This is a genomic window from Aliidiomarina sp. B3213 (genome assembly GCF_003290085.1).
Lineage (GTDB): Bacteria > Pseudomonadota > Gammaproteobacteria > Enterobacterales > Alteromonadaceae > Aliidiomarina.
Window position 1 is genome coordinate 586,720 of sequence record NZ_QMKJ01000001.1, and the last position, 17,450, is coordinate 604,169.

At 43.8% G+C, this 17,450-nt stretch carries 16 protein-coding genes; 4 read left to right on the top strand and 12 right to left on the bottom strand.

The window, feature by feature from the left end:
- The first annotated feature begins 109 nt into the window (after nucleotides 1-109).
- Complete coding sequence (locus DQX04_RS02835) at nucleotides 110-1,012, top strand: DUF3080 family protein (protein WP_165831926.1); 903 nt, start codon at nucleotides 110-112, stop codon at nucleotides 1,010-1,012.
- A 2-nt stretch (nucleotides 1,013-1,014) separates the two neighbouring features.
- Here the strand turns inward: DQX04_RS02835 and DQX04_RS02840 are convergent, their stop codons facing one another.
- From DQX04_RS02840 to DQX04_RS02895, 12 genes are all read right to left on the bottom strand, one after another.
- Nucleotides 1,015-1,887 (bottom strand): diacylglycerol kinase family protein, encoded by an 873-nt coding sequence (locus tag DQX04_RS02840; RefSeq protein WP_111914277.1) that lies wholly within the window; start codon nucleotides 1,885-1,887, stop codon nucleotides 1,015-1,017.
- A gap of 3 nt (nucleotides 1,888-1,890) precedes the next feature.
- Nucleotides 1,891-3,549 (bottom strand): amino acid ABC transporter ATP-binding/permease protein, encoded by a 1,659-nt coding sequence (locus tag DQX04_RS02845; RefSeq protein WP_111914278.1) that lies wholly within the window; start codon nucleotides 3,547-3,549, stop codon nucleotides 1,891-1,893.
- On the bottom strand, nucleotides 3,542-5,194 hold the full coding sequence (gene cydD / locus DQX04_RS02850) for a thiol reductant ABC exporter subunit CydD (RefSeq protein ID WP_111914279.1): 1,653 nt from the start codon (nucleotides 5,192-5,194) through the stop codon (nucleotides 3,542-3,544). Before cydD ends, DQX04_RS02845 begins: the two co-directional genes overlap by 8 nt.
- 13 nt (nucleotides 5,195-5,207) lie before the next feature.
- On the bottom strand, nucleotides 5,208-6,215 hold the full coding sequence (cydB, locus tag DQX04_RS02855) for a cytochrome d ubiquinol oxidase subunit II (protein ID WP_111914280.1): 1,008 nt from the start codon (nucleotides 6,213-6,215) through the stop codon (nucleotides 5,208-5,210).
- Nucleotides 6,212-7,618 carry a cytochrome ubiquinol oxidase subunit I gene (locus tag DQX04_RS02860; RefSeq protein ID WP_111914281.1) on the bottom strand — a complete coding sequence of 469 codons (1,407 nt, stop codon included), beginning with the start codon at nucleotides 7,616-7,618 and terminating at the stop codon, nucleotides 6,212-6,214. The genes cydB and DQX04_RS02860 overlap by 4 nt, the downstream gene beginning before the upstream one ends.
- A gap of 118 nt (nucleotides 7,619-7,736) precedes the next feature.
- Nucleotides 7,737-8,231, bottom strand: a complete 495-nt coding sequence (locus tag DQX04_RS02865) for a hypothetical protein (RefSeq protein WP_207801077.1) — start codon at nucleotides 8,229-8,231, stop codon at nucleotides 7,737-7,739.
- 48 nt (nucleotides 8,232-8,279) lie between these two features.
- The gene (gene argH / locus DQX04_RS02870; RefSeq protein ID WP_111914282.1) at nucleotides 8,280-10,142 is read right to left on the bottom strand and encodes an argininosuccinate lyase; all 1,863 of its coding nucleotides are present in this window, start codon (nucleotides 10,140-10,142) and stop codon (nucleotides 8,280-8,282) included.
- Nucleotides 10,139-11,347: an argininosuccinate synthase gene (locus DQX04_RS02875; RefSeq protein WP_111914283.1), complete on the bottom strand. Its 1,209-nt coding sequence runs from the start codon at nucleotides 11,345-11,347 to the stop codon at nucleotides 10,139-10,141. Before DQX04_RS02875 ends, argH begins: the two co-directional genes overlap by 4 nt.
- 12 nt (nucleotides 11,348-11,359) lie before the next feature.
- Nucleotides 11,360-12,259, bottom strand: a complete 900-nt coding sequence (gene argF, locus DQX04_RS02880; protein ID WP_111914284.1) for an ornithine carbamoyltransferase — start codon at nucleotides 12,257-12,259, stop codon at nucleotides 11,360-11,362.
- 15 nt (nucleotides 12,260-12,274) lie between these two features.
- On the bottom strand, nucleotides 12,275-13,060 hold the full coding sequence (locus DQX04_RS02885; protein ID WP_111914285.1) for an acetylglutamate kinase: 786 nt from the start codon (nucleotides 13,058-13,060) through the stop codon (nucleotides 12,275-12,277).
- Nucleotides 13,057-14,049: an N-acetyl-gamma-glutamyl-phosphate reductase gene (argC, locus tag DQX04_RS02890; protein ID WP_111914286.1), complete on the bottom strand. Its 993-nt coding sequence runs from the start codon at nucleotides 14,047-14,049 to the stop codon at nucleotides 13,057-13,059. The genes DQX04_RS02885 and argC overlap by 4 nt, the downstream gene beginning before the upstream one ends.
- A gap of 81 nt (nucleotides 14,050-14,130) precedes the next feature.
- Complete coding sequence (locus DQX04_RS02895) at nucleotides 14,131-14,652, bottom strand: M48 family metallopeptidase (RefSeq protein ID WP_126266329.1); 522 nt, start codon at nucleotides 14,650-14,652, stop codon at nucleotides 14,131-14,133.
- A gap of 230 nt (nucleotides 14,653-14,882) precedes the next feature.
- Between DQX04_RS02895 and DQX04_RS02900 the strand changes: the two genes are divergently transcribed.
- The 3 genes from DQX04_RS02900 to DQX04_RS02910 all read left to right on the top strand — a co-directional run bounded on the left by DQX04_RS02900 (nucleotide 14,883) and on the right by DQX04_RS02910 (nucleotide 17,441).
- Nucleotides 14,883-15,260, top strand: a complete 378-nt coding sequence (locus DQX04_RS02900; protein WP_111914288.1) for a hypothetical protein — start codon at nucleotides 14,883-14,885, stop codon at nucleotides 15,258-15,260.
- A 115-nt stretch (nucleotides 15,261-15,375) separates the two neighbouring features.
- Nucleotides 15,376-16,071, top strand: coding sequence for an ABC transporter ATP-binding protein (locus DQX04_RS02905; RefSeq protein ID WP_111914289.1), 696 nt, complete (start codon nucleotides 15,376-15,378; stop codon nucleotides 16,069-16,071).
- On the top strand, nucleotides 16,065-17,441 hold the full coding sequence (locus DQX04_RS02910) for an ABC transporter permease (RefSeq protein ID WP_111914290.1): 1,377 nt from the start codon (nucleotides 16,065-16,067) through the stop codon (nucleotides 17,439-17,441). The genes DQX04_RS02905 and DQX04_RS02910 overlap by 7 nt, the downstream gene beginning before the upstream one ends.
- Nucleotides 17,442-17,450: the final 9 nt, after the last annotated feature.

The window sequence follows — 17,450 nt, forward strand, 5'->3', positions numbered from 1 at the left end:
TGTACGAAATTTAAATTTTCACCACCACAGCCGAGGCTATCTTTCTCTTATATGTGCTTTTCTCCTAACTATGGCGTTAGTTAGCTGCACTAAAGGGGAGTCCGTATGGTTGAGTTATCACGCCGCTATATCTCAATTTTCTGAGAATAATGCAGAGTTTGAAACAGACTCCATTCGTTGGCCGCCGGCGAAACGAAACTCTGTGATCAACCTCAACAACCCGCAAATAACGCTCTACAATTCGTTGCAGCTCAATCATTGTAAATTGGGGCAGCTGGTTGCTCAACGCAACAGTTCCCTTGGCAACGTATTAGTCCCTGCCAACGAGCTTTTGCATAATATAGAGGTTTTACAAGCAATTCCTCAGTGTATTGAGAACCAAAATATCAGCGAAGATCTCGCGTTAACACTTCAGGAGATGGCTTCTATTAAAACGTCACAAATTTCCGCTCATATTCATAACTTTATTGTGGCAAGCGAAGCTATGCAAAATGCGCTTACTCCCTCAAGTAGAACTTTTTCACGCGTAACTACAGACGACTCTGAAGAGCTTCAAGCACTCGCCTATGTCGCACAGGAGCTAAATAACATGAATGAGTTACGTGAAGGCTATGCAATTGACAAACAAACATGGAATGAGAGTTTGCAAACGTTACATAGGGGAAGCTATTTACCTCAATTATGGATGTCGATTACTAGGTCTACAGAGCAACTCAGAAGCGCATCTCAGCAGTTACAAGAGTTACTACAAGAATCAACTTGCACACCATCCCAGTATGAAGCTTTTCAGCAAATTATGACTAAGTTCAATGAGCAAATATCGCCTTTAGTAACAAGCACCATAGATGCGGGGGAAGTAGCACGTGAATCAATCAACACTTTAAAGGGTTTAGTACAACATGCTGGCTGGCAACAGCACCTTAATTTCATCGGTAATTACCAAGCATTACAACAAGCATTTGAGCAGCATCAGTCAGAGCTCAACCAACTACAAAGAAGTTGCAGTACTTAATTTTACAGACGCTTACGAATATGAAGCTGCGCCGTAGCTAAACTAATATGCGCCGGTGTTTCCCCTATATACTCGCCATCTGCGTGCATCGGTAAATTGTCGGTTGTTACATCAATAGACTTAAACTGACCGGTAGTCACAAATCTTTTGGAGGTATGCGTCCCTTTGAATATCTGTGCAAAACCCCGCATTTTCGCAACAATCGAGCGATCTTCAACGCAGGTATATGACAAGAAGCCGTCTTGAGCATCTGCATGGGGTACAACTTTCATTCCGGCCCCATAATACGGAGCGTTTGCGACTACAAACATTAAGCATCGCAGCTGTTCAATAGCACCCTCATCTGTTGTCGCTGAAAATGGCTTACCACGATAAGTAAACAACATACGAATAGCAGACAACGCATAAGTTAAAACAGGAAAGAAAGACTTACTGGACTGAATGCGTTTAATTAAAGCGCCATCAAAACCGATCCCCACAGAGTCAATAAACTTTGTATCGTTTACTTGCCCTACATCACAGCTTTCACTTTTTCCGAGTACGGCGGTTTCAATATAGAACTCAAGGCCTTTACCTAACCCCAACCAATAACGTCCAAAGTCGTTACCTGTGCCTGCGGGAATATAACCAATATCCCCAGTAAAATCAGTTAATAGGTTAACCGCTTGGTGCAACGTCCCATCACCACCAATGACTATGGCGTCGCTAAAACTCTCAAGGCGCTCGGAGAATTTGTCTTTTGCTTCAGATAACTTAGGCTCTGTTGTAAAAACAACATATTCACGCCCAAGTTGCTTCAATTTTTGCTTCAGCATCACCAATACTTTGGCGCGCTTTTCGGCATAAATAGGATTAAATATTATTAGTGTTTTCAAAAATTATAGTTCTTCAAGCTGCTGATTAGTCATGTTTAAGTACCGATCTACGGGTGGAACATCCGCTTTCCTGTGAGCGAAGTAGATTACCGTTTTGTCTTTGAATAAAAGACTTAATTTTCCCTCAATCTTCTCGCGCGTAGCTTTATCTATGCCACGGAAAGGCTCATCTAAAATAATGAATTCACTGTCTTGTAGCAATACTCGAGCTAGAGATATTCGCCTTGCTTGTCCACCGGAAACGTTAGCGCCCTGGCTTTCCAGTAGCATGGCTAATCCTTTCTTGTGAGATTTAACCCAGTCATCTAACTGCACGGTATTTAACACATCCCAAACCCGCTGCTCCGTAATAGACACATCACCTAATGTTAAATTTTCCCATAAACTTCCCGAAAAAATTTCATCTCCCTGCATTAGGTAAGATATCCGCTGCGTTTTTAAAGTCTCTGGGCTAACAGGCTGTCCACCCCAAATAATACGTCCCTTCGTTAAAGGTAAAATGCCGACTATAGCGTCAGCTAAGCTTGATTTTCCCACGCCTGAGCTAGCGAGTACCGCGACATGGTTTCGGGTTTCAATCTTTAGGTGTTGTACCGACAACAATAAGCGTTCACGCCTGTAGATTTCTAAATTTTTTATCACTAACCCATTTGTATTGCAGTCAGTAACCTCAATCTTTGAGCCTGTTTCTTGAGTCAATTCAGACAGCGAAGACAATGCTGACGTTACTTCGCCGTATCGTAAGCTACCTACAATCAACTGCTGCCAACTCTCTGCTAGAGCTACTAAACCCAGTACAATAAACACAGCCATCGGGCCTGAAATACTGTCATTTTTCCAAGCATGGATAGTTGTGAGTGTGATGAAGAGAACCATTACTCCATGAATAAACACAGTTCCTGCCATCTTGAGGCCCATCATGGATTCATTATCATCCACCGATTGCGCATACTGCTCACTGATTTCTACCATAGATTTTCGGTGAGTTTCCGTTAAGCCCCAAGCAGTGCGCTCTGGTAATAACGCCAGGAAATTATATGTATTTTTCTTAAAGTCGAACTCAGAGGTGTATTCTGCTTTCGATTTTATTTTTGCATTTTCGGCCCCTTTACGTACAAACCACGCGGTAAACGCTACAAAGACTCCATAGATAATTGCTACGGGCCAGTACACGATGGCAAGCACTACAAGCATCAACATAGAAGTGGATATGAATAACAACCAAGGTGTTGCTATACGCAACCAATACAGTTCCAAAACCGACAAATCACGGTTTATTTTGTGTGACAGTTGAGCAACGGAGAGCCCTTTTATTGTGGCAAAATCCATTTGCCGTAGCTGTTTAAAGGTCCACACGCGCCATATACTCTGTATTTTTAGAATAGCGTCATGATTAAACACACGCTCACCGTAACGAGAAACGGTTCTAAGCACAGCAAAAAGTCGAATAGCAGCTCCGGGCGTATAAATATTGATAGCTCCAATCAACGCCAATACCCCGGCGAATGCCGAAGCCGTGATAAACCACCCGCTCAGCGCGAGTAAGCCAACCGTGGAAATTAAACTTATAAAAGCTAAGGCCAACCCACATGACAAAGTTCTTACCAAAGCTTTGTCTTTTGACAAACCTCTAAACAAAGGGTGCAAGATAGGCCTAAACATTGACTGACTCCAAGGCGGTGCCACATATAGCTATCTCTTTGTCACAAACCGCCAGAACATCAGCGTCGTGGCTAGCAATAATCATTACATAACCCTGCTGTTTCAATTGCTGTATTAAGTTAATTACTTGGGCAGCATGGTGTCGGTCTAAGCTCGCCGTAGGTTCGTCCCACACCACGACATTTGACGAACTAATCAATGCTCGCGCCACCGCCAACCGCTTTAATTCACCTCCAGATAAACCAAAACCATCCGGCCCTAAATAAGTTTCTAAACCGTTCGGCAGCTCATTGAATAGCGATCCCAACCCCGCCTGCTGTAGGCAAAAAATAATCTCTTCATCAGTGCAGTTCGGAGCTGCCAACTTAAAGTTTTCTCTTAAGCTACCTTGTATAACTGCTGGCATCTGCGGCAAATAATTAATTGCAGCCTGTTCAAAGGTCTCCGGTTCAATACGAACATTGCCAGCTCTTTCAGGTTGAAGCCCCGCAATAGTTTTCAACAAAGTAGACTTGCCCACACCTGTTGGCCCGGTAATAACCACGCATCCGCCTTTATTCACATCAAATGAAATGGGTGACAAAGCAAGGTTTTCGCCATTGTATCCGAGCTCAAGTTTCTCTACGCGAATAGCATGCACCACAAAGTTCTCACGCTCGCCAGCAGTCGTAGATGGCTCGAAGTCGACTCGTGTGATTAAGTCTGCGGCAGCACCTAGTGCCTTAGCACGATCGTGGTAGTAATTTGCAAACTCTCTTATCGGTTGAAAAAACTCCGGAGCTAACATCAGCAGTAACAATCCAGAAAACCAAGTCATCTCGCTAGCGGGTCCAATACTGTGAAAGCCCAAAAGCGCGAACCCTACATATATGGCCACTGCTGCTATGGCTACAGCAGTGAAAAATTCGAGCACCGCTGACGATAAAAAGGCGACTTTTAGAGTGCGCATATTAATCATTCTGTATCGTTCGGAAGCTCTGTGAATCTCCTGCTCTGCCCAATCACTGCGGTTAAACAAACGTAGCGTGGTAATGTTTCGGACACGATCAATGAAAATAGAAGAAACCCGCCGCAATGTTTGAAAATGCTTTTGGTTCAGTTTTTCTGCTCCCATCCCCACTAACGCCATAAATAACGGTATTAAAGGGGCAGAAAACAGTAAAAATAGACCTGCGATCCAGTCTAAGTAGAAAACAACACTGATCACGGCTAATGGAATAACAACAGACACATATCGCTGAGGAAGGTATTTCAGAAAATAGCTTTCCATTGCGGCAACAGGCTCTATCAACAAATTTGATTCAGAAAAGTCGATTTGCTGGCCAGCATTAGCTTGCCAATAATTGATTACGGCATTATTTGTCGCACTACGCATCTTATAGCGAAGTACTGAGCTCCAACGTACTTCCCATATAGATATCAGATAACTTAATAAAGTAACAAACAGCCACAACGTAATAGCGGACCATGGCATCAAGTCATGATCACTTCCAATAACGGTTGCGAGAATATAAGCGAGTAAGCCAATCCAAACTACTCTTGTAAGTTGCTTAGAAACAACCAACAGAGTCAGAATTGTCGACGTTTTAGAGAATGAACGGTGTAAGCGCGCCAATAACTGGCGCGCTTTTTCTTGTTCTGACATAAAGTTTGTTTAATTAGTGATAGCCATGACCGGCTTTAACTTTGCCTCTGAAAACCCAGTATGTCCATGCCGTGTACACAAGTACGATAGGTATCACGAAAAGCAGCCCTAATAATAGGAAGAGTTGACTTTCGTGTGCAGAAGCCGCGTCCCACAAAGTAATACTTGGCGGCACTACGTAAGGAAACTTAGAGGCTAATAGCCCGAAATAGGTGAAGATAAACAAGCCCATAGTGGCTACGAATGGCGTTCCATCACGCTTTTGTTGCACAGCGCTATAAATTCTCCATGCACATAACAATGCCAAAACAGGAAGCAACCAAATAACAGAAATACCGCTAAACCAACGATTCGAGACAAACTCGTCGACAAATGGCGTGTACAAACTAATGGCGACAAAAACAACAAGCACGGCTAGCAATAAACGCTTTGTTACCCGATAGGCAAACTCTTGAGTTTCACCCTCAGATTTTAAAATTAACCAAGTCGACCCCAGCAAACCATAACCAGCTACCATCCCTAAACCGGTAAGTACTGTAAATGGTGTAAGCCAATCGAAAGCACCACCAACATATACGTCGTTTACAACTTCAAACCCCTGAATATAAGCCCCTACAACAGCACCCTGCGCAAAAGAAGCAACAATAGAACCACCAGCAAACGCCCAATTCCATAGATACTTTGAGGTTTTGGCTTTAAATCTAAATTCAAACGCAACGCCGCGGAAAATGAGACCGGCTAGCATCAGGAATACACCGATATAAAGTGCCGGAAGAAATATGGTGTACACCAAAGGAAATGCCGCTAGCAACCCCGCTCCACCTAATATCAGCCAAGTTTCATTGCCGTCCCAAACAGGAGCGACTGAGTTCATCATTACGTCTCTCGACTCTTCACTTGGAGCAAATGGAAATAGAATTCCCTGCCCTAAGTCGAAGCCGTCCATAAGCACATACATAATGACGCCAAATGCGATAATAGCGGCCCAAATAAAGGTTAAATCAAATACAGGTTCGCTCATGACTGTTGCTCCTCTAATTCCCAGCTTGCACCAGCGGCTGACAGTGGTCTCTTAGCTCGTTGCTCCGGGTGTTCACTTTCGTCTTCTGGACCTTGGGTTACGCCCGTTTGAATGACTCGCATCAGGTAATAAGCACCAGCGGCGAATACAATGGCATACACAAGGATGTAGCCAATCAAAGTGAACAAGGCCATCCAGCCGGTTAAGGACGGAGTGACGCCATCAGCGTGAGACAACTGTTGATAAATAAGCCATGGAGCTCGACCCGTTTCTGTCACAAACCAACCTGCAAGCACCGCTATAAAAGGAGCAAAACTCATGTAAGTTAAACCCTTGAGGAACCATTGTGACTTCACATATTTCTGCTTGTATCGTAATGCTAGGCCAATTACTGCGAAGAGAACCATTAACATACCCAAGCCTACCATCACTCTGAACGACCAGAAAACAATAGCAACAGGTGGTCTTTCGTCTTTGGGAACGTCTGTAATGCCAGGCACTTCACCATTTGGGTCGTGCGCGAGAATTATACTTGCAAGCGATGGAATACCGATTTCAAAGTGATTCTTCTCTGCTTCCTGATCTGGAATTGCAAAAAGCAATAACGGAACGTTTGTTTTCCTTTCCCAGTTCCCCTCCATGGCGGCTACTTTAATGGGTTGGTGTTCTAGCGTGTTAAGACCATGGATATCACCAACGACCACCTGAGCTGGCGCGATGACTAGCAGCAGCCATAAGGTCATCGACAAGGCTTTACGGTGTACTTCTACGTCTCGCTTGCGCAGAATAAACCATGCACTCACTCCAGCCACTACAAAAGCACCGGTAAGGAACGAGGCTAGCGCCATGTGGAAAAAGCGAGGCCATAACGAGGCATTAAAAATAGCATCACTCCAACTCACCACATGGTATAAACCGTCTCTCAGTTCTACACCTGCTGGGGTTTGCATCCAGCTGTTTGCAGAGAGAATCCAGAAAGACGAAATGAAGGTTCCAGTAGCAACCATAACCGCAGACAGAAAATGAATACCTTGTGGAACTTTGCCTCGACCGAAAAGCAAAATACCTAGAAACGCCGCTTCTAGAAAGAATGCCGTCACTACTTCATAACTTAATACAGGTCCAAGGAAGTTAGCAGACAACCGAGAAAACTCACTCCAGTTTGTTCCGAACTGAAAAGCCATTACGATTCCAGAAACAACCCCCATACCAAACACTACGGCAAACACCTGAGTCCAGAATTTTGACAACTGCTCCCAAACAGGGTTTTGAGTTTTAAACGACAATCCCTGCAGTACGGCGATATAGGAAGCTAATCCAATCGTAAACACAGGGAAAATGGCATGAAATGAAACCACGAACGCAAATTGAATTCGTGAGAGTAATAAGGGATCGAGTTCCATGGCTACGTCCTTAGATAAGAATTTTCTAATATAATAACAATACTTGCTTTACAAACTTTGAGCTAGATCAAACTTTTTTAGATAAAAAAAACCCGCCGGATGGCGGGTTTTAAATGAATTAGTTATTCGGATTTATTTCGGAAATATGAACCGTGGCGGGCTGTAATTCCCCGTCACTATATGTTCCTACCCAAATGTTGTACAAACCACTTTGCGGGCTGGCGAAGTGGATCATAGGGTCTAAGCCGCTTGAATCGTCGTTGCAGTACCAGCGACCATCAGGTGCGTTAATGACCAAAGTTGTGTCGCTGTTGGCGCGAACATATACATACAACCCTAAAACGCCACCAGACGAGTAATTAAGGTCAATATCTGGCGCTTGATAGTTTATGTGGCCAACACATGATGAGCCTAACCCCTGCACTTCTTGGGAACCACCGGCCTGAATGGAGTATGTCCATGGATCTGGCATAAAGCCTGAGTTTAGAGTTGCCGTTGTAAACACAGGGTTTGCTCGCCAGTTCGGTAAATTACCTTTTTGGGCTTCCGCTAGCTGGGGAATACTGAGTGCAGTTGTAGCGAGAACTGCCACAGCAATTTTATTTATGTTCATAGAGTTAAGTCCCATTTATGATGTTGGTCAAACCTAATACTAGTCTAATCAATTTAGTTTTGCACGCTGCGTAATCCAAATTTCAAGACCCGTTTCATCGCAACAAGATTTTTTCGGGCAGATTTCACAATCTTTCATAACCTTTTCTGGCCAATCGAATTTATTCGCAGTAGCGAAACCAATACGCTCGAAAAATTCGGGTTTTCGGGTAAGCACAATTACGCGTGATATACCGAGTAAACGAGCTTGTTCTAGCGAAAACTCCACCATAGCTTTACCAAGCCCTTTGCCTGCATGTTCAGGAACCAAGCCTAAAGAGCGAATTTCAGCTAATCCAGTGCCGTATACATACAAAGCACCACAACCGACAACTTCACCTTCATACTCAGCGACAGTAAAGGTGTGAATGGCCTGCATAATGTCTTCTGCAGCTCTAGGAAGGTGTTCACCTTCTTTCACCCAGTATTGAATCAAAGAAACAATAGCGTTCACGTCGTGCAATGTTGCTTGGCGAACTTTAGCTATTCCAGCTCGCTCTCCTCGTGCCCGAAGTTGAGCTTGCCGAATTGCTTCCTTCACTTGCGAAGGCGCAGTTCCCCCAAAAATATTGCGGCGTTCCAAGCTTGAAGCTATGGTCAGCTTGTCATACACATCTTTTTCAATCTCTTTACTTGCCGACTGCATTTCGCCAAGGGTTAACTTTTCTAACGGAATACTTTGCTCTATTGCGGTGAGCACAAGCTTTCCTGAAATATCATGTGCGTCTCTGAAAGGTATGCCTTTATCCACTAGGTAATCAGCAAGGTCCGTAGCATTGCTATAGCCTAGTTCAGCACCCTTCAAAGTAGCCTCGCGGTTCACAGATATTTCCGGAATAGAGCCTTGTAGCACCACCAAGCATTGATGCCACTGATTAACGGCATCAAAAAACGCTTCTTTATCTTCCTGAAAGTCTTTGTTGTAGGCTAACGGAGTACCCTTCAACATCATGAGCAAAGACTGCAAATGCCCACAAACTCGGCCTGTTTTGCCGCGAACAAGCTCGAACACATCGGGATTCTTCTTCTGCGGCATAAGCGACGAGCCGCTAGAAATTTTGTCACTTAATTGAAAATAACCAGCTTCACCAGAACAATAAAACACGATGTCTTCAGACAACCGTGATAGGTGAGCCATCGAAAGACTTGCCACATGTACTATTTCAACCACGAAATCTCGGTCAGAAACCGCATCTAGGCTATTACGCGATGGTTCAGTAAAACCTAAACTTTGCGCAAGCTGAAGTCGATTTATGGCCATTCCTGAGCCCGCCAAAGCCCCTGCTCCTAGAGGAGACACGTTTAATCGGCTAGTTGCTTCTTGTAACCTTTGGAAATCCCGCTCCAACATCTCCACATAAGCTAACGCCCAGTGAGAAACAAGAATGGGTTGTGCCCTTTGCAAATGGGTATAGCCCGGCATAACTGCTCCTTCCCATGTCTTTGCAAAATCGATGAGCACTTGAATCACCTTGGCTAACGCGGCAGATAGCTGTTTGCATTGCTCACGGGCGTACAAACGCAAGTCTGTCGCAACTAAATCATTTCTGCTTCTACCGGTATGAAGCTTACGGGCTACAGAACCAATTCGTTGCTCTAGGGTAACTTCAATCCAACCATGAATATCTTCTTCACCCGAGGCAACCGGAAGCTTTGGATTTGCTTCAAGTTCCTTTTTTAATCCCAATAAACCGAGCTTCAACGAGTTGAGTTCGGCTTCCGTAAGAATGCCCTTATTTGCAAGCATTTCAGCCCATGCCAAGGACGCCGTAATCTCATACGGAGCAAGAACATAATCGAAGCTTATGGAGTCATTAAAGTCTTTAAAAGCTTGTAACGACGCTTCTTGAAAGCGCCCTCCCCACATACTCATGAGCCCTCCTGCACCAACGCTCTAATTTTCTGTGACAAGCTAAATAAACGAATAAAACCTTCAGCATCTTTTTGGCTATAAACTTCGTCTTCGTCAAAAGTCGCGAAAGACTCCAAATATAGAGAGTTCGGAGACTTGCGTCCGAGTACACGAACTTGTCCTTTATACAAACCTAGGCGAACTTCACCAGTCATGTTTTGCGCCAAGTTCTCAGTAGCAGCTAAAAGAGCCTTCCGCACCGGAGTGAACCACTGGCCGTCGTACAAAACATCGGCTAATTGCACACCAAGCTGGTTTCTTAAACGCCAACACGGGCGGTCTAGAACCAATGACTCCAAACCTCGTAAAGCAGTATTCCAAATGGTTCCACCAGGAGTTTCATAGCAACCACGAGACTTCATACCAACGAGACGGTTTTCAACAATATCGATTCGTCCGATACCGTGCTCACTACCTAAATGATTCAATTTCTTAAGCGCATGAAGCTGATTAAACGACTGGTTATTCACACCTACTAGTTCACCTTTTTTGAAGCTAAGGGTAACCACCTCTTCTTCGTCTGGAGCTTGTTGGGGAGATTTAGACAACGTCCATACTTGGTCGCTAGGCGACTGCCATGGATCTTCTAATTCTCCACCTTCGTGTGAAATGTGCATAAGGTTTGCGTCACGACTATATATTTTCTTTAAAGATGCACTGGTTTCAATTTTGCGCTCTTGCAAGTAGTCCAACAGATCTTTACGAGACCGCATCGACCATTCACGCCATGGCGCGATAACTTGTAGGTGAGGAGCTAGGGCCGCAACCGCACTTTCGAAACGAACCTGATCGTTACCTTTGCCAGTGCAACCGTGCGCGACAGCATCAGCACCTAATTTTAACGCAAGCTCTATTTGCGCTTGTGCAATCACTGGCCTAGCTAACGCTGTGCCCAATAAATACTCGCCTTCATACAAAACGCCAGCACGTAGAGATGGAGCGATTACTTCATCTACAAATTGTTCTTGTAGGTCCACCACATAGCAATCTGATGCACCAGACTTGATAGCTTTGTCATAAATTCCTTCAAGCTCTTCCGCGCCCTGCCCGACATCCGCCACAAACGCGATAACTTCACATTGAAAGTTTTCTTTTAACCATGGAACGATAGCAGAGGTATCTAGACCACCGGAATATGCCAATACAACCTTTTTAATTTGACTCATTTTAAATAACCTCTAACCGTTAAAAACTTCGTGTAACAACGCTTTTTGCACGTACAAACGGTTTTCCGCTTGTTGTAAAACTGCACTAATTGGTCCATCAAGAACTTCATCTGTAACTTCATGCCCACGATGAGCTGGTAAACAGTGTAAAAACGTTGTGGCTTGCAGCCGCTCAATAAGATCTTGATTGACTTGTAGATGACCAAAAACATCAACAGCTTCTTTGTCACTCATACTCGAGCCCATAGAAACCCACGTATCTGTGTAAACAACATCTGCATGCTGCACTTCGCTCAAGTCATTAATCACGCGAATGTTATGATTTGGATAAACCTCATCGATGCCCTGCCAGATCTCAGGAGTAGGGCCGTATCCCTCCGGAGTAACCACGGTCAGCTTTAGTCCCAATGCTGCCGCACCAACCATGAAGCTTTGACAAACATTGTTTCCTTCTCCTAGGTACAAAATATCAACGACCCGGAGATCAACCGGATACCGCTCTTGAATGGTTAACAGATCGGCCAGGGTTTGGCATGGGTGATGAATGTCACACAAAGCATTAATTACCGGTATTTTCGATCCTGCCAGTTCCTTAAGTGTTTCATGTTTAAATACCCGTGCCACAATAGCGTCTGTCCATAGTGACAAATTGTTTGCAATGTCCTGAATAGACTCACGACCACCCGGCTCTATCATTTTTTGGTCAAGATAAATTGCGTGCCCACCCATTTGCTGAATACCGACTTCAAACGTTACTCGTGTTCGCAAGCTCGGTTTCTCGAAAAGCATTGCTATGCTTTTCCCTTTCAGAACATTTAAATACCCTGAAGGGTGCGCTTTAATAGTTGCAGCCATTTTTAATACGTGATGAATCTGGTCTGCTTTTAAGTCAAATAACGACAATACGTTCATTCTATTTCCTAATAATTAAACTACGACTTGCGTACCTATTGAGGCACCGTTTAATACTGCGATTACATTCTCAGCTGAAGACCAGCTTGTAATCGCGGTGCTTCGTCGTGTTCGAATCGTCGCGTTCTGAGCTGCTAGCAACTTAATTCTCATGCCGTCTGAAACAAAGTTAGACTGTTGCAATTGCAAGCATTCTGAAGCAGGTATTGTGGTAATAATGTTTTTATCAGCGTCGAGTACGCCTTCAACATTACTGAGTAAAACTAGTTGTGCTTGCAGGAGAATTGCTAAAGCTGCGGCCGCCAGATCGGCATTAACATTTACGAGTACACCGGAATCTAACAACCCTATAGGGCTAACAACTGGAATAACATTCTTTCCACAGAAATAGCTAAGCGTTGATTTTAACGCCTCTGCTTTGTCTACATTCTCCCAATCAGGCGCAGCTACCGAGCCAGCGGTTATTGATTGGATTAGTGGAACGCCACCGCAATCAGATAAAGAAAGTCCTACTCCATTGAAGCCGGCAGCTTTAAGCACAGACACAAAAGACTGGTTTGCGTAACCGGCAAGAGCTCCTACGACCCAAGGCACATGGTGAGTTGGTGTTTGTCTTTCCCCGTCAATCTTGTGTGTTGTTTCACCAAGATGCTCAAGTGCTTCATCCACATAACTACCACCGCCATGAACAAGAATAATTTTGTGTTCAGAACAGCTACTCAATAAAGACGTAATAAAATAACTAAGAGCCCCTTTGTCTACCAGTGCTTCACCACCTAATTTCACTACAACAAAACTCATTTTATAATTCCCTCATAACGGCTAAAGCCACATACCACGTTGGCAGCTTCCAGAGCCTGTGTTGCCGCCCCCATCATTAAGTTATCTATTGCGGCAACCACTACGCCACTTGAGCCTCTACTATGAATAGAAACATGACAGTAAGGAGTATGCGCCACATGATGAGCCGCGGGTGCCTGCTCAACAACATGAACTAATGCATGGTCTTTGTAGGTTTTGTTATATAGAGCTGTTAATTGTTCGGTGGTCGCAGAGTCTTTCAGTTTAAAGTCGATAACAACCAGAAGACCTCGTGGAATCGCACTAATCACCGGAGTAAAATGAACAGGTATACCAAGATGAATTGAAATTTCAGGCTCATGCCGATGATTAAGTAATCCGTAAGGCTGAATACTTACCTCACAAAACGAGTTTCTCTCACTCGGAGCCTTGCCCGCACCAGAAACCCCACTTATACCAGTAATACCAATATCTGCGGATGATGAAATTAAACCATGCTCCACCAACGGCTTTAACGCTAGAAGTGATGCTGTGGGATAGCAGCCGGGAATAGAAAATAGACTGCCTTTAATGCTTTTATCAAACCAAGGCATGAGCATATAAGGTACATGCTGAAAACGTGCTTCATCAGCAATATTTAAACCATATACTTGCTGGGTAAGCTCGACGTTCTGCAAGCGAAATGCGCCCGACAAATCGAAAACCCTTACCCCTTGCTCTACAAGGAAAGAAGCCCAATGGAAGCTTGCTTCGTGGGGTAAAGCCAAAAATGCGACGTCAAAATCAACGCCCTTAATAGCTTCTTCTGTTGCTGGATAAATATTGTCTACATTCAGGTACGGTTTATGCGGAACATTCTTGTGCCAGCTCTTAAGACCGGACTCATGAGATCCAAATACCCGTACAAGCTCAAACTGTTTATGCCGTAGTATGCACTCTACGAGCTCTGCACCGGCATATCCTGCCGCACCAAAAACAACACACTTCACTTATTCATCTCCTCTTAATGAGATGAATAATACGTCGAAGACTCTACCTATTCAATATATTTATTCATATTTAATGAATAATTATAGATAGCGAGCTTGCTTCAAATCCTTTTCTCTCTGAACATAATCAGGCATATGATGTTTTAATATTGCATAAAAATTTGAGTTATGATGTTTTTCTATGAGGTGTGCAAGCTCATGAAGTACTACATAATCCAAGAGCTTTATTGGGTAATGGCCAAGGGCTACATTTAAATTAATATTTCTCGTACGAATATTACAGCTGCCCCACCGGGTTTTCATAAATCGAGTTTTCCAACCCGAGTACTCGACATTTAAGGCTTTACTCCATTTGTCGAGAAGTTCAGGAACATGTTTAAGCATTATTTGTTTGCAACGAGCTCGATCGATAACGTCGGGCTTGGGTAATTGTTCAATATAATCTTGCTGCTTCTTAATCCAGTCACTTTTTGACTGAACAAAATCATAAATGTACTTTTCTGAGATACGGACAGGTGCGCTTACAACAACCTCACCCAAAGGTTCCTTTACCCGAATACGAATGGAGCGCATTTTTTTTCTTATAAGTTTAAATTCAACCAAAACCGTACTTCCAAAAACTCAAAATATTGCTAAAAAACAGTTGGAATTGTTAATCAGATATTAATCAAAAGTTAAATTTTTAGGCACTTTTTGTTGTTATTTTTATCATGTTTTTCAGAGATTTATATTTAATGGTTAAGAAATAAACCGTTCATATTTCTGTCACATTCTCACTCTACCATGCGCGGCAAATTCAACTACACCTTCAAACTTGTCAACGGAGTTTAACCATGAAAACTGCAATCACTATGTTAACCGCGTTTGTTGCCGCAACGTCCATACATGTTAATGCTACAGAGCAAGCAATGGAAACATTTAGCAATGTAGAATACTGCGAACTAGCTAATGCAATGGGTCCTACCCGTACTAACGTGTTGCGCGCATACTCAGAGCGCTTGGGCTATCAACCTACTCGCCAAGAATGCAAAAACCTCCATCAAAGCAATGCTCAAACAGCACAATTTGAGTTGGAGTCAGAAGTTCGCTCAATGAGAAGAACTAGCTCAATCCGCATTCCTTCTCAAACACTAGAGTCAATGAAACAACTACCTAACGCTGAGCAGCAAATCGCACTTGAACAAGTCATTACACGTTCAGCGCCTTTCTAAGAGAAAATATAAGCACCGACTTGTGCATGGGTCGGTGCTTTCCTCTCCATAAACGCTAGAGAATTCACCATAAGTTCAGGTACACTTCCATTTCATTTGTAGTTAGAGAGCTGAAATGGAAAATCAACAAAGTCACGATGCCACTTTAACACTCGAGCACATCACGTTCTCATGGCAGAACAACAAACCGCCTTTGCTTAACATACCGAGCCTGCAACTTGAGCGCGGAGAGCACTTATTTTTGTATGGAGCTTCAGGTTCGGGTAAAACGACACTCCTGAATATTATATGCGGAATTCTTAAGCCCAGTAGAGGTGAAGTGTTTATCGGAAAACAATCTTTATACGGCTTGTCTACTGGAAAGCGCGACGTTTTTCGCAGTAAAAATATCGGTTTAATTTTTCAGCAGCTCAACCTTATCCCTTACTTAAGTGTTTTAGAGAACGTTCTTCTTCCTGCTTACTTTGCACATAGGCACGATAAAACAATTAAAGAACGTGCTAGGCAATTACTTGAATCCTTAGGCTTTCAAGCAGACGCAATGACCAAGAGTGCATCCCAGCTCAGCGTCGGCCAACAACAACGCGTCGCTATAGCCCGCGCGTTACTCCTTAAACCCTCGTTACTTGTCGCCGACGAACCAACCTCAGCATTAGACTCCGATAATCGCGACAAATTTATGGAACTACTATTGAGCGAAGCAGAGCAACATGGCACGTCGGTGATTTTTGTCAGTCACGACCGTTCACTCGCTAAGCATTTTCAGCGAACGCTTGATATACACTCGTTTAAGGACCAAGCCGTATGCTAATTCGTATAGCACTCAAAAGTTTATTGAATCGAAAAGCTACGCTTATTATGACCTTTGCGTCGCTTCTCATTAGCTTGTCACTGCTTTTTTCCATCGAGCATATTCGTCAGCAGTCTAAAGAGAGTTTTCAAAGCGCGATCTCAGGAACGGATTTAATCGTTGGTGCACGCTCAGGACAGCTCAACTTGCTTTTGCACTCAGTATTTCGTGTGGGTAACCCCACCTCTGCCGTTACATGGGAGAGTTATGCGTCTATAAAGGAACATCCAAGAGTTTCTTGGACTATTCCTATCTCGTTAGGCGATAGCCATCAGGGGTACAGTGTAATTGGTACCAATCACAATTATTTCGAGCACTTTCAGTTTGGAAGGCAACAGTCCCTAACATTTTCTCAAGGACATCCTTTCGATACTCAATTTGGTGCGGTAGTTGGTGCTGAAGTTGCCCAAAAGCTAGGGTATGAACTAGGCGATGAATTTACCATATCCCATGGAACTGGCGGCATAAGCTTCAGTGAACATGAAGGACAATATTTCACGGTGCAAGGTATATTGAATCCAACTGGCACCCCTGTTGATCAAAGTATCCATGTTGCGTTTGCAGGCATAGATGCCTTGCACCACAGTGAACCAACAACGACCACTGCAGCAGGAACACCTGACTTTTCGGCTACAAGCTCATCGGATCATGAAGAGCACACAAGCCATGATACGCATGACCATGAAGATGACCATGAGCATGAACACGAAAACGCCCACGCTCACGAACACGACGCTGCACAATCGGAACATTCGAGTATAAGTCTAGATTATGAACCGCGTGTTATTAGTGCATTTTTTGTGGGCATCGATATGCGCGCGGCAACGTTACTGTTGCAACGCTATGTGAACACATATAACGACGAACCATTAACCGGTATCATTCCAGGCGTGGCAATGACGGAACTTTGGAAAACGTTGTCTAGTTTCGAAAACATACTTCGACTGATTAGCTTCCTCGTACTTATTGCAACGTTAACAGGGCTTACCACAACCTTGTTAGCAGCTATGAAAGAGCGAGAGCGAGAAATAGCAATTCTTCGTGCCGTTGGTGCCAAGCCATTGACCATTTTTGCACTCATTCAATTAGAGGTTCTAGCTTTAATCTTGAGTTCTATTGTGGGTGCATTTCTGCTTATTTGGGGAATGCTCATCGCGGCTCAGAATTGGTTGATGAGTACCTATGGAATACTCATTTCTACCAATCCATTGAACACCGAAGTAATACAGTTAGCGATAATCAGTGTGATATTAACTTTACTTATTGCTCTCGTGCCGAGCTATATGGGTTACAGAGTTGCTTTAACAAAAGGGCTGACTCCGCGCATTTAACGCGGAGTC

Excerpts from the sequence above, each read along its gene's own strand:
- DQX04_RS02845 (WP_111914278.1), bottom strand. The coding sequence starts at position 3,549 with ATGTTTAGGCCTATCTTGCACCCTTTGTTTAGAGGTTTGTCAAAAGAC.
- cydD (WP_111914279.1), bottom strand. The coding sequence starts at position 5,194 with ATGTCAGAACAAGAAAAAGCGCGCCAGTTATTGGCGCGCTTACACCGT.
- cydB (WP_111914280.1), bottom strand. The coding sequence starts at position 6,215 with ATGAGCGAACCTGTATTTGATTTAACCTTTATTTGGGCCGCTATTATC.
- DQX04_RS02860 (WP_111914281.1), bottom strand. The coding sequence starts at position 7,618 with ATGGAACTCGATCCCTTATTACTCTCACGAATTCAATTTGCGTTCGTG.
- DQX04_RS02865 (WP_207801077.1), bottom strand. The coding sequence starts at position 8,231 with ATGAACATAAATAAAATTGCTGTGGCAGTTCTCGCTACAACTGCACTC.
- argH (WP_111914282.1), bottom strand. The coding sequence starts at position 10,142 with ATGAGTATGTGGGGAGGGCGCTTTCAAGAAGCGTCGTTACAAGCTTTT.
- DQX04_RS02875 (WP_111914283.1), bottom strand. The coding sequence starts at position 11,347 with ATGAGTCAAATTAAAAAGGTTGTATTGGCATATTCCGGTGGTCTAGAT.
- argF (WP_111914284.1), bottom strand. The coding sequence starts at position 12,259 with ATGAACGTATTGTCGTTATTTGACTTAAAAGCAGACCAGATTCATCAC.
- DQX04_RS02885 (WP_111914285.1), bottom strand. The coding sequence starts at position 13,060 with ATGAGTTTTGTTGTAGTGAAATTAGGTGGTGAAGCACTGGTAGACAAA.
- DQX04_RS02900 (WP_111914288.1), top strand. The coding sequence starts at position 14,883 with ATGAAAACTGCAATCACTATGTTAACCGCGTTTGTTGCCGCAACGTCC.
- DQX04_RS02905 (WP_111914289.1), top strand. The coding sequence starts at position 15,376 with ATGGAAAATCAACAAAGTCACGATGCCACTTTAACACTCGAGCACATC.
- DQX04_RS02910 (WP_111914290.1), top strand. The coding sequence starts at position 16,065 with ATGCTAATTCGTATAGCACTCAAAAGTTTATTGAATCGAAAAGCTACG.